Source organism: Anaeromicrobium sediminis (genome assembly GCF_002270055.1).
In the GTDB taxonomy this organism is placed as follows: Bacteria; Bacillota; Clostridia; order Peptostreptococcales; family Thermotaleaceae; genus Anaeromicrobium; species Anaeromicrobium sediminis.
Map to the genome: position 1 here is coordinate 28,612 of NZ_NIBG01000004.1, position 13,544 is coordinate 42,155.

Consider the following 13,544-nt stretch of genomic DNA (forward strand, 5'->3'; position numbering starts at 1 on the left):
TTAATTTGTAAAAGAGTCTAAGATGTTTTTCTTAGACTCTTTTGTTAATTCAGCTTTATATTTTTTCCACTTGTACGACACAATTATGAAAGGCCGTATTGTCTCCTATATCTGTTAATCTATCTTTTATTAAATTATTTACTCCATTTTCATTTTCCCAATTGCCAAAGAATACATGAACTATACCTTCTTTTATACTATCCGTTATTTTAGCCTTTAAAGTAATTGTCCCTATTTTATTAAATATTTTTACTAAATCTCCATTTTCTATATGTCTATCTTTAGCATCCTTAGGGTTTATACTCAATATACTCTCTTCCTTTAGTTCATCCACATTAGCATATTGAGAATTAATTCTATTCTTTGAATGGGTAGTTAAAAAACTTAAGGGATATTTTTTGACTATATCTGAATCTTTTCCCTCTTCTGGTTCTATATATTCTGGTAGTGGACTGGCTCCCCATTCTTCCTTTACTCGCTCACAATAGAACTCTATTTTCCCTGATTGTGTATTAAATTCCAAATTCTCAAAGGCAATGTCTTCGCTGTTTTTAGGTAGATATGGTTTTTTCCTAAGTTCTTCAATAGTCACATTATGGCTAGATTCTCTCAATATATTTTTTATCAAATCTTCATCATTATCTAACAGATATTTTTCATCAAAACCAAACCTTTTACTTAAAAGTTTATAGATTTCACTCTCATGTTTACATTGTCCTGGAGGATCTATTAGCTTATCTTGAAGATGGATATACGGATGTCCATAACTTTTAATTAAATCATAGTATTCAAAGGGGCTAGCTACAGGTAATACTATATCTGCCATCTTTGAAGTATCTGTCATGAATAAATCACAGACTACTACGAAATCCAGATTATTCATATTCTCTCTTAATCTTTTAGTATTAGGATTGGAAGTCAATGGGTTTGCCATTTGAATCCACATACCTTTAATTGGAGGGTTTTCCTCTGTTCCTAAGATAGTGGCTAACTTACCAATAGGTATGGACCTAATTTCATCTGGTTTTTCAGGGCTAATGGGCCACTCAAAACCTTCTCCTTGTCCATTATCCACATATAGACAGGCTCCACTTTTACCAATACTTCCTGTTAAAGGAGGTATTAAACTTATGGCTCTAGAAGTTTGCCCTCCATTAGTGTAACGTTGAACTCCAAATCCCATTATTAATGCATACTTTGGGTGTTTTTTAATTAAACTAACTAGCTTTTCTATTTTTTCCTTGTCTATTTCAGTTATTTCATTTACTTTTTCTAGAGAATAATCTTTAACTAATTCCTTATATTCTTCATATCCATAGGCATATTTATTAATAAATTCTTCATCTATACTATTTGATTTTATAAGCTCATTTCCAATACCTAGGGCTAAGGCTCCATCAGTTCCTGGTCTTGGGCATAAATGCAAATCACTATTTTTACTCGATTCATTTATTCTTGGATCAATAGTCACTAATTTGCTTCCATTTTTAACTGCCTTATTTATATGATTCATCATTTGTGGATGGGTAAAAGCAGGATTCTTCCCCCATAAAATAATCAAATCTGAGTTTATAAGGTCTTCCATATCATTATGTTTCCTATCTCCATAAGTTAAATTTATTGCTTTAGATATGGCCCCCTGGCATAGACTTCCCTCTTTCGTGGTAAATCCACCAAATTGATACCAAAATCCCCTATCACATTCCCTAGCAATTCCAAAGGTCCCCGACCCTTTGTAATACATGACAGATTCAGGCCCATGATTATCTCTTATGGCAGATAGATTTTCATAAATAGCATCTATTGCCTCATGCCAACTAATAGGCTCAAATTTATCTTCGCCCCTATTTCCTACTCTCTTTAAAGGAGCCATTAATCTACCTTCATTATTTACTATATTATGAAAATTATTTCCCTTAATACAACTTATACCCCTTGTAACAGGATGATCCTTATCTCCCTTTACCTTTAATACCTTCCCGTCCTTTATCTGTACCTTAAGACCACACGTACCAAAGCAATCCCTAGGGCAGACAGTTCTATAATCCTTCATATTACTTCACCCCTTATACTTCACTTATTTTCTCCATTATACTATATATAAACTAACTACAAATCAATAAACTCTGGATACCTACAAGTTTCTATAAATAAAAAATTTTTCAGCAGGTGGAACATCAGTATCCCACTCGCTGCAAACATTTACGAATCTTCTACCCTCATTATAAAATTCACACTCTAGAATCTGATAGTGACTTACCTGTGAAACGTTTTTATTTATAGAAACGTAGTAGGTTAACACTACGCCTGGATAACAAATAATTTTCCCATATATTTAAACAGGGATAGTGTCTCCACTATCCCATAAATTAATAAATCATATAAACCTACTTTTATTCATTTCCTCCAGTAATTCTTCCTTTTCCTAATGATATGAACTTCTTAAGTGGCATCAATCCTATTATTATAGTAGTAAGAACCCCTTCCAATCCTGCACTAGAATAGTTATATACTATAGAGTACCACCATACATTCATACCCTCTGGTGCATACTGACCAAAGAATATAACTCCCGATAATACATTTAAATTTACACTTACAAATACGGCAAGTAAACAACCCAATATCACTTTTACCTTTTTATGATTTCCAAAAGATCCTGCAATACCTAGCATCATAGTAGATAATATATAGTCTAATAAAAACTGAATAGGATGAACTATAAAATAACCATTTAATAATTTTAGGAAACCAAATATTAATCCTCCTGTAAGACCTACTGCATTTCCATATATTAAGGATAATAACATTACAGGCAACATGGAGAATAGGCTTATACCTCCTCCTTGAGGATATTTTATAAATTGAATAAGGTATAGTATATAAGACAGGGCACTAAACATGGATACTATCACCATAGTTCTAGTGTCAAATTTATTTTTTCTAAGTTTCATTATGTAATATGCAAAGAATATTACACTTAATAATCCTATAATTCCATTAATCATAATATGTCCTCCTTATGTTCTTTCCTTGTAAGCCATATGCCAAAATTCCATCTCATATATACTAGCTTTAATAAATATATCCCTTAATTTTTTCCTTTCTGACTCACATATATTTTCACAAATTCTATCAGTATACTCAATCCATGCATCTGAAAAATCTGTAAATCCTTCTGAACCATATAATTCTATCCAATGTCTATAAAAATTATTTTCTAATTCGTTCCCATGATTTTCTAATAAATACTTACCTATGTAGTTATAACTCCATGTGCAAGGTAATGTGGCTATGGCAATTTCTCTTATGTCTCCAGTTAGAGCCAATGCTTGCATATAACTTGTATAACTAGATGTGGTTAGATCATATTCACATTTTTCCACTTCTTCCGGTTCCATTCCAAAATCTTTTAAATACTTTATATGAACTGCCGTTTCGTCTTCCATAGTTCCCTTTATGGATTTGTAGAAGAATTTCATATCTTTCATGGTCTGGGCTTTCACTACACCCACACAAAATACCTTTGCATATTCCTTAAGATACAAGTAATCTTGTATAAGATAATATTTAAACTTCTCCTTGTCTAAAGTTCCATCTGCTATTTCCTTAATAAAGGGATGGATTAAATACTCTTCCCATACGGGCTTTACTTCCTCAAATAAATAATCAGTAAATTTCATTTTAGTCACCTTTCTTCATATTTGCTAGGTCCTAGTAAGTAAAAAAGGCATACTCCGTATGCTTCGCTAAGGAACCCTATGGTTCCTTTCGACGATTACTAACGTAATCTGAGCATCCTCCTTTAAAGAGGCAGGGGAATTCTTCCCCCACACCCCTTACTTTTTTTACTTATGCACAATTTGGAGAATATGATAATTTCCTAGTAAGTAAAAAAGCCATATTCCAGCATGGAATATGGCTTTATAGTTCTATTTTACAAATATAACTATGTATATTTAACAAGCTTTCCTCCGCTGGTATTATCCAGATCAGGTACAAGAGTTGGTGAATATTCACCTCTCAGCCTTTAGGCACCCCTAGCAAAATATTTTATTTTCATATTAATTATAAATGATTCTTAAATAAATATCTATCTATTTTAGTAGATATCCTTATTTTTAAAGGTTTTTATGAAATCCTCTATTATAGGTTCATCTGGAGGATTTATTGATTTTGGTATATCATCTATATTAAAAAATCTTAGATCTTTACTTTCATCTTTATCTAGTTTTAATTCTCCCTTATAATCCCTAGTTATATATACGGAAGATACAATATATACTTCATCTCCATTTGGATATATATGATGCATCCTCTCTCCTGAATATGTTCCAAACAACTCTAAATTAGATACAGTTAATCCCGTTTCTTCTAATACTTCTCTCTTTGCTGTCTCTTCTAATAATTCTCCTAACTCTAAAGCACCGCCAGGTATACCCCACATGTTATTATCTGTCCTTTGTTGTAATAAAACTTGACCATCTTCGTTAATGATTAAAACTCCTGCTGCACACATAACTAAAGGCCTATGTCCTACTATCTTTCTCAACTCCATTATATAGTTTCCCATAACATTCTCCTACCCTATAATCTTAATTTATCTACTGGATTAATAGATGGATTATAAGAATCCTCTAAATAAATTTCTTTAATTATATTGTCCTTTGTAATTACATTCATTGTAGTACTTAGGGTATATCCCTCTTTGTTTATTGCATAATACACATGCATAACTAATCCCGTATCTTTTCTTACTATTTTAGTAACCGGTATATAATGATTGATAAACTCATTAAACTCTCTTAACTCTTTTCCAACAAATTTATCATTAATTTCCTTTTGGGCTAACTCTCTATTTTCAAAATCTAAGGAAATGTTTTCTTCTTTCGGTTGCTTTTCTAATTGGCCTGAATTTGTAAATACAACGGTCTCATCCTCTTTCCAATCTAAGTTTACAGAACCATTATATTCATCTAATTTAGCATTAACTATATAGTCATTTTCTATATATAAATAAAGGGCCGTTGAATCTTCATCTTCCGTTCCTTCATAGATATACATTATATTTACATCTGGATTATCACCATCTTCATCTTTTAGGAAAGTGACCATTGTAGGCTCATTTTGTAAGTACTTACCTAGGTCTTCATCTAATCCAACAAAATTCTTTATTTCTTCACTCACTTCTATTATATTTCCATCAGTAATCTCTATTTTTTTCTGTTCTACCTTATTTTGGGTTTCTACAACTTGTTCCTTTACTATATTTTCTGATTTTACCTCTTCTGCTTTAAAACCCATACAACCTGCTAGTCCTAATGTTAATGTACCAATAACTGATAATGCTGCCAAATAATTTTTATATTTTTTCATTTTATTAAATCTCCTCATCATATAGTTACTTCATCTTATACTACAACCTATCTTTTATCTATCCCATATATATATTATCATGAATTCATTATTATTATGTTAACAAAATCTTAATTTCCATTATTGGATAAAATATAAGGGCGTACTAAAAAGTACGCCCTTATATTTTAATTATATCCTATCATTACAGCAAGTATCATTACAATAGATGAAAGTACAAATAGTATTCCTTGAAATTTAAGCTGGAATTTAGCCCATTTACTCCAATCAAGTCTTGCAACAGCTAACATTCCCATCAAACAACCTGAAGTTGGTACGATTAAGTTGGTAAAACCGTCTCCTAGTTGGAATGCAAGAACAGCCACTTGTCTTGTAACACCTACTAAATCGGCAAGTGGTGCCATTAAAGGCATTGTCAATGCTGCTTGTCCTGAGCCAGATACAACAAAGAAATTAAACACTGATTGGAATACAAACATAAACCAGGCTGAAACAGCTGCTGGTAAAGATCCTATAGTATTTCCTATTCCATGAAGAACTGTATTTAATACAGTTGGCGTTGTAGGATCTGATCCTCCAAGAACAAGTATAATTCCCTTTGCCATACCAACAACCAATGCTGCACCAAGTAAATCTTTGGCTCCCTCTCTAAATGAACTAGCAATATCATTTAACCTCATGTTATTTAAGTTGAAAATAATACCTATAACCCCTGAAACAATCCCCATTACGAAGAATTGGGTAGCAATTTCAGGAAGGTAATATTCATATTTCATTACTCCATATATAACCCAAATCATACCTAAAAATACAGTTAATAAAATTAACTTATGACCCATCTCAAATTTAACTTCAATATTTTCTTTATTCTTAAAGTCCTCTCTATACTGTTTATCTGATTCATACGAAAGGGATAAAGTAGGATCTTTCTTGATTTTTTTAGCATATCTCCAAGTATAGATAATTCCTATAGTTGTAAAGAATACCCACAAAGAAAATCTAACACCAGCTCCCGACATAACAGGTACTCCTGAAACCCCTTGAGCAATAGCAACACTAAATGGATTCATCCATGAAGTTGCAAAACCTATTTGTGTTGCCGTGTACGTAATCATTATACCCGTTATACCATCATATCCCATCCCAATCAATATGGGCACAAGGATCATTGCAAAGGGTATAGCCTCTTCACCCATACCAAATACTGCTCCACCTATAGAAAATAGTGCAAATAATATTGGTATAATAGCGCTTTCCGCACCCTTAGTCTTTTTAATCATTGCCATCATTCCTGTTTCAACTGCACCCGTCCTTAATATGATTCCAAATGCACCACCAATCACAAGAATAAATGCAACTACGCCAACTGCAGAACCCCATTTACTACCACTAACCAAACCTTCAAATGCGTAGTTAACAATTCCTACACCACCACCTGGTTCAAACCATTTAATACCATTCTTTACTGAATTCCCATTATCGTCTGTTAAAATTTTAAAACTCTCAGGAATAGGTACGGTTCTTGATTTTTCTACACCTTTGTAAACATAGGTTATATCTTTCGTTTCAAATTGCCCAACTGGAATTAAATAAGTTAAAAGTGCGGCAAATAATACGACAAAGAAAATAATTACATAAGTATCAGGCATTTGCCAAGATTTATTCTTTCTTTGTTCCTTCGTCTTGTTTTCTACTGACATAATAACTCCCCTTTCTTCATTCTCTACTATTGAATTTATTTTTCACATTATTATATAGGCAAGTTCTATGCCAATGTAATAACAGGGAATTTTATGTTTTTAAAGACTAAATATTCTTTAATGGTTACTTATTGACAACCATTAAGCAACCATTAAACGCCATTATGAACCATTAACCCCTTTAATAATACTTCTCCTTTAGGACTTAATCTTGTTCCATGTTTTCCTTTATTTTTAATGATTAATCCCATTTTCTCTAATTGTTCTAGTCTATTGCGCATCTGATATTTTGTCATTTCATATTTCGTTCCAATTGTTCCTTCACTCAATTTCTCTCGCCCTACTATTTGGCCCTTTCTACTAAATATATCTATCTGTTGTAATATATATATTTGTTCTTCATTTAAATGGATATCTATATTTTTACTCTCTCCATTATTTTCATTATGAATTATGTCATGAAAAAATCCTTTATCCGGTATGTCTTTCAAAGTTAGATATTTTCCTTCTCTAACGGCTAGCATATAAGTCAATGTATTTTTCAATTCTCTCACATTCCCATGCCAATCATACTTTAATAATTGATTCATTGCATCATGAGATATTTTTATATCTTCTGTGGTTCCAACTTCTATAAAATAGTCCATTAAATTTGAAATATCCATTTTCCTCTCCCTCAAAGGAGGTAATTGAATATATCCCATTTTCAATCTATAATATAAATCTTCTCTAAATTTTTTCTCCCTTACCATTTTAACCAAATCCTTGTTGGTTGCTGCAATGATCCTAACATTGATAGGCTTGATTTCTGTTCCACCAATTCTCATTACTTCCTTTTCTTGAAGGACCCTAAGTAGTCTTGCTTGTACTTTTAATGATATATCCCCAATTTCATCTAAGAATATAGTTCCTCCATCAGCCTGTTCAAATAGACCAGCTTTTCCTCCTTTTTTGGCTCCAGTAAAGGCCCCCTCTTCATATCCAAAAAGCTCACTTTCAATCAACTCGTCTGGTAGGGCACTAAAATTAACTGCTAAAAAAGGTCCTTTTCTTATTTTTGATTCCCTATGAATAGCACTGGCAAATAGCTCTTTACCCGTTCCGCTTTCCCCTTCAATCAGTATGGTCAAACCACTTATAGCCAGTTTTTTTGCAATTGCTTTTACTCTTTTTATAGACTCACTCTCTCCAACAATATCCTCAAAGGTATATTTTGCATAAAAGCCTTTATTAATCAGTTCTCTTCTCAGTTTTTCATTAGTCTCAATTGTTTCTTTTACACCCTTAAAAACTGCAATGACAGAATCATCTTGAATGAGATACAATTTGTTTACGAAAACTTCTACCCCATTAATATTGAAAATCTTTCCTTCACATATGTTTTTATCCATTAAAAAGGAGAGTAGATTTTTATTGTAAATTACATTGTTAACACTTTTTCCTATTGCTTTCCTATAACCTAACTTTAGTAGCTTCTTCAAATTTTCATTAAGAACGCTCACATTTCCATTTTTACTATAAACAAGCAATCCATCATTAAGTCCGTCCATAACCAAATGTAAATGATTATTCAATTCTAATATTTCATTCCTTGACTTTGCTAGTCTCTTTGCCACATTAATAATCTTTTCAAGATATTTCTGTGAAAATATGCCAGCTTTTTCATTAAGGATATCTAGTCTACTCAATATTTTTGTTATTGTTGTAAAATCCATAATTCTTGTTCCTATATCATATATTTCTTCCACAAAGCCAGGCACCTTGTCTACTTCCCCTGGGGTTATGGCAATATTAACTTTTTTAAAAGATTCTTTTATGCCTGGATAATAGGGAATATATTTTAAGTAGTCAATTCCTATCCTCTTTAATATTTCAATACTTTCATAGGTTGATTCTGGGTCATCATTAACTAAAAGTACCTCTGTATCAGGGGAAAGTAAGACAATTTTATCAATAAAATCATAACTTACAGTTCTCTGAGCAGTGACTATTTCACAGGTAGTATCCAATAGTTTTAACTCTAACAAATCATTTTTTACGGCTTCACTAGATAATATGACTAAATCGTCCCTTATTATTTCATCTATTCCTGCTTCTGTGGCATAGCTATTTATGAAAATCCTATCCGATAAATACTCCTTTAACTGTTTCACTAATGCGCTCCTAGTCTGCTCTGAACCAGCTATAAGGGTAATACTTTTTTTCATATGTACACCTCCCCAAAATCTTTATTCATTAAAACTAATTTCATAATAAAAACGCTAGATATTATACATTATATAGTATCCAGCGTTAAAACCATTATACTTCTTACTTTTCAAAGGTTCCTTTCACTAAAATCTCTCCATTTAGAATCATTACTTTCCCCATGGCAATCACCGTGTCTATCTCTAAATTATCTTTATTCAATAAGACCAAATCTCCATCTTTGCCTTCTTTTATATAACCCTTTTGCGTTAAATTTAATAGATCAGCAGGATTTGCAGTAATAACTTTAAGTGCAGTAGATATATCTATTCCTTCATCAATTATAGCATCTCTAACTTCTCCATATAGGGATGTGACCTTTCCTATATTTAAGCCTATAAATTGACCCTTTTCATTGAAATTAGGAAGACTTCCTTGTCCATCAGAAGTAAAGGTTATATTTTTTATAGAAACACCTTCATCTAGCATAATCTTTAAACCCTTACTACACTTAGTTTCCCCTTCTTCTAAATCTTTCTTCGTAGTACTTGTAGTAAAATCTACTATCCCACCTTTTTTTGCATATCCAATTCCCCTATTGAAAATAGATTCATTCCTATTCATATGAGTTGGTATGAATTGTCTTATTGGTATCTCTGTCTTTTCAATGATTTCTTCTAAAAATTGAAGCTCTCTATGGCCATCTCCCATGTGAATATTTACAACCCCTCCTTTTCCAGATAATATACCGCCTACTCTTGCTTGAGCAGCAAGCTTTGCAATATCTTCAACAGTAGGCTGTGAAGAACGATGGTCTGACAGAGCAATCTCTCCAACACCAATTATTTTATCTATAAGGATAATATCGTCTTGAAGATTTCCAGTGACTGTTCTAATAGGCACCTGATAAGAACCTGTATATGCATAAGTACTAATACCTTCTTCTTCTAATGCCCTTGCTTTTGCCAATAGATTTGTCATAGTTCTTGTTGTTCCATCTGTTCCTAAACATCCAACTACAGTTGTAACACCTCCTGTAGTAATATCCGTTAGCTGAATCTCTGGTGTTCTTGTTCTAAAGCTACCTTCTCCTCCGCCACCACAAATATGAACATGAGCATCTATAAATCCAGGTACTACAATTTTCCCAGTGGCATCAATTATTTCAACATAAACAAAACTTTCAGGCATATGAATATTATCTAAGATATAACCAATCTTATCTCCTGTTATAAGAATATCTTTTTTCCCTATATAATCAGGTGTATATACTTCTCCATTTTTTATTAGCTTCAACATAAAAGTACTCCTTTCCATATATAAATAGTTCTCTTTTAAAAATATTGCATATTTCATGCCAACTTTATCTATTTTCATATATACAAAAATAAAAACCATTTAAAGATATGATCTTTAAATGGTTTTTATTAGGTTATCTTGTAAATACATAAGTATTATTATCTGACATACTTTCATTGAAACTGTAGTTATCTTCTTTAAATTCTTTTAATAACTCCATATTTTCTATTTTATTTTTTATAATGTAATCTAACATGCTTCCCCTAGCCTTTTTGCTATATGTTCCTATAGTTTTATATTTACCATGAGAAATCTCTTCCTTAAATTCAATAGTAATCATATCTTTCTTAATCATCTTACTAAATTCATTTGAAGCCAGGTTAATTATACACTTCTCATCTTTAAATATATTATTTATTTCCTTTTGCCAATAGGAATATAAGGTTTTATTAGGACATACATTCATCTTCATATCTAAACGATATGGTTTTATTTCATCAAATGGACTTAATACTCCATAGAGAGCAGATAATATATACACATGCTTTTGTAAAAACTCATATTCATCCTTAGAATAATTGTACATATCTAATTGTTTAAAAACTTGTCCTGTATAGGCTAAAATAGCTTTATTAGTTTCTAGCTTTTCATGATTTTCATACTTTTCATAGGTTTCTTCTAATATTTTTCCTTTTAATTTTAGTTTTTTTGCCATTTCATCCTTAGTAAAAGTCTTTATCTTCCTAACTAATTCATCTGCCTTTTCTTGAAATGTTGGTATATATGAATTTTCATTGTTTTTATTAGTAAAATCCTGTGTTTTACTTGGTGATATAATTATTTTCATGGGTTTTCTCCTCTTTAAATTATTAAAATTCCTTATATATTTTTTACCCCTATTATATTTTATATAAACTAATACCTTTCATCTATTATTAATTTTTTCATTACTATAGTTTAAAAGCAAACAAAAAAGAATCTAATAACATTAGATTCTTTTTTGTATTATGTAACGAATTCGTTACTTTACTATTTTCTTATTATGCAGCATCTGTAGTTTCATTATCTTCTTCATCTACTACTTCTATTACGCCTTCTTCTTCTATTACTTCTATTACTTGATCTTCATCAGACTTCTCTTCTTCGTCTTCTTCCACTACTTGGTCTTCATCAGACTCTTCTTCTTCGTCTTCTTCCACTACTTGGTCTTCATCAGACTCTTCTTCTTCGTCTTCTTCCACTACTTGGTCTTCATCAGACTCTTCTTCTTCGTCTTCTTCCACTACTTGGTCTTCATCAGACTCTTCTTCTTCGTCTTCTTCCACTACTTGGTCTTCATCAGACTCTTCTTCTTCGTCTTCTTCCACTACTTGGTCTTCATCAGACTCTTCTTCTTCGTCTTCTTCCACTACTTGGTCTTCATCAGACTCTTCTTCTTCGTCTTCTTCCACTACTTGGTCTTCATCAGACTCTTCTTCTTCGTCTTCTTCCACTACTTGGTCTTCATCAGACTCTTCTTCTTCGTCTTCTTCCACTACTTGGTCTTCATCAGACTCTTCTTCTTCGTCTTCTTCCACTACTTGGTCTTCATCAGACTCTTCTTCTTCGTCTTCTTCCACTACTTGGTCTTCATCAGACTCTTCTTCTTCGTCTTCTTCCACTACTTGGTCTTCATCAGACTCTTCTTCTTCGTCTTCTTCCACTACTTGGTCTTCATCAGACTCTTCTTCTTCGTCTTCTTCCACTACTTGGTCTTCATCAGACTCTTCTTCTTCGTCTTCTTCCACTACTTGGTCTTCATCAGACTCTTCTTCTTCGTCTTCTTCCACTACTTGGTCTTCATCAGACTCTTCTTCTTCGTCTTCTTCCACTACTTGGTCTTCATCAGACTCTTCTTCTTCGTCTTCTTCCACTACTTGGTCTTCATCAGATTCTTCTTCATCTTCTTCCACTATTTGATCTTCATCAGCATCTTCGTCTTCATCATCTATTTCAATAGTACCCGTTTCTCCATCATAATCTACCTTTAATCCTAATTCTTCTGCAATAAATCTTAAAGGTACAATTGTTCTATTGTTCATTATTTGGGCTGGAACATCAATAGTTTTTTCTTCTCCATTAACAAAAACTTTTCCATCTTTTAATTGGAAAATAATTTCTGAATCTCCCTTGCTAACTATTACCTTTCTTTCTTCACCATTCCATGTAACATTTGCTCCAAGACCTTCTGTAATAGCTCTTACAGGAATTAATGTTCTACCATTCTTAATTACAGGTGGTGTATCAAATTTAAAGTATCCTCTTTTCTTTATAATGTTCTCTACAGGAATTACCTTAGCATCAGGATTTTTTGCTGCAATTTCCTCTGCTCTTTTTCTTAAAACATTTAATTCTTTTTCTGAGTATATCTTTTTAATTAATCTTTTCATTTCTGATTTTATCTTTTTCATTTCTTCTTTTACTTCTTTTAAATCCATCTCTGCATCTTTAAGATCTTTTAATAAGCCTTGTGCCTCTTCAAGTTTATCACTTTTCATTATTTTCTCTAATCTTTTTGCTACATCTTCTTTTTGAAGTTTTCTTTTATTTTTAATATATTTTTCTAACTGATTTTTCTCTAGTTCTCTTGCCTTTTCCAAGTGATTTTGAGCCATTTTCTTTGTTTTTTCAGCTTGTTTTTTAACCCTTTCTCTTGATTTTTGTAACTGTTTAGTAATATTGTATTTATACTTATTTTCTTTACACCAATCCTTTTTACCCTCTTTTTTCTCTGCATTTGCAACAATTCCAAGTGGACTGGCAAAAACAAATGCTGTCATAACAGATATTGACACTATTTTCTTTAACTGCTTATTCACGGTTTTGTCCTCCTTTGTTTTTGTAACCTGAATCTATCATAGGATACGTATATATATTTTTTTTAGGTACCTCATATGAATTTTTTTTTATATTTTGTCGGTTTTTTTTATTTTTTAGTATGAT

At 31.9% G+C, this 13,544-nt stretch carries 10 protein-coding genes and 1 riboswitch; all 10 genes read right to left on the reverse strand.

Translation table 11 applies throughout. The features are described from left to right. Positions 1-55 precede the first annotated feature (55 nt). The 10 genes from CCE28_RS06440 to CCE28_RS06485 all read right to left on the reverse strand — a co-directional run bounded on the left by CCE28_RS06440 (position 56) and on the right by CCE28_RS06485 (position 13,420). Positions 56-2,053 (reverse strand): molybdopterin-containing oxidoreductase family protein, encoded by a 1,998-nt coding sequence (locus CCE28_RS06440; RefSeq protein WP_095132156.1) that lies wholly within the window; start codon positions 2,051-2,053, stop codon positions 56-58. Between the two features lie 340 nt (positions 2,054-2,393). Then, positions 2,394-3,008: an energy-coupled thiamine transporter ThiT gene (thiT, locus tag CCE28_RS06445; RefSeq protein ID WP_095132158.1), complete on the reverse strand. Its 615-nt coding sequence runs from the start codon at positions 3,006-3,008 to the stop codon at positions 2,394-2,396. Between the two features lie 12 nt (positions 3,009-3,020). After that, positions 3,021-3,683 carry a thiaminase II gene (gene tenA / locus CCE28_RS06450; RefSeq protein ID WP_095132160.1) on the reverse strand — a complete coding sequence of 221 codons (663 nt, stop codon included), beginning with the start codon at positions 3,681-3,683 and terminating at the stop codon, positions 3,021-3,023. A gap of 269 nt (positions 3,684-3,952) precedes the next feature. Next, a riboswitch (TPP riboswitch) is annotated at positions 3,953-4,052 on the reverse strand. Between the two features lie 50 nt (positions 4,053-4,102). Further along, on the reverse strand, positions 4,103-4,573 hold the full coding sequence (locus CCE28_RS06455; RefSeq protein ID WP_095132162.1) for an NUDIX hydrolase: 471 nt from the start codon (positions 4,571-4,573) through the stop codon (positions 4,103-4,105). Positions 4,574-4,587: 14 nt separating this feature from the next. Beyond that, positions 4,588-5,376: a hypothetical protein gene (locus CCE28_RS06460; RefSeq protein ID WP_095132164.1), complete on the reverse strand. Its 789-nt coding sequence runs from the start codon at positions 5,374-5,376 to the stop codon at positions 4,588-4,590. A 167-nt stretch (positions 5,377-5,543) separates the two neighbouring features. After that, positions 5,544-7,076, reverse strand: coding sequence for a putative basic amino acid antiporter YfcC (yfcC, locus tag CCE28_RS06465; protein ID WP_095132166.1), 1,533 nt, complete (start codon positions 7,074-7,076; stop codon positions 5,544-5,546). A gap of 152 nt (positions 7,077-7,228) precedes the next feature. Next, positions 7,229-9,283, reverse strand: coding sequence for a sigma 54-interacting transcriptional regulator (locus CCE28_RS06470; RefSeq protein WP_095132168.1), 2,055 nt, complete (start codon positions 9,281-9,283; stop codon positions 7,229-7,231). A gap of 103 nt (positions 9,284-9,386) precedes the next feature. Then, complete coding sequence (gene iadA / locus CCE28_RS06475) at positions 9,387-10,562, reverse strand: beta-aspartyl-peptidase (RefSeq protein ID WP_095132170.1); 1,176 nt, start codon at positions 10,560-10,562, stop codon at positions 9,387-9,389. A gap of 133 nt (positions 10,563-10,695) precedes the next feature. Continuing rightward, positions 10,696-11,409: a YaaA family protein gene (locus CCE28_RS06480; protein WP_095132171.1), complete on the reverse strand. Its 714-nt coding sequence runs from the start codon at positions 11,407-11,409 to the stop codon at positions 10,696-10,698. A gap of 193 nt (positions 11,410-11,602) precedes the next feature. Beyond that, the gene (locus CCE28_RS06485) at positions 11,603-13,420 is read right to left on the reverse strand and encodes a copper amine oxidase N-terminal domain-containing protein (RefSeq protein WP_095132173.1); all 1,818 of its coding nucleotides are present in this window, start codon (positions 13,418-13,420) and stop codon (positions 11,603-11,605) included. Positions 13,421-13,544 lie beyond the last annotated feature (124 nt).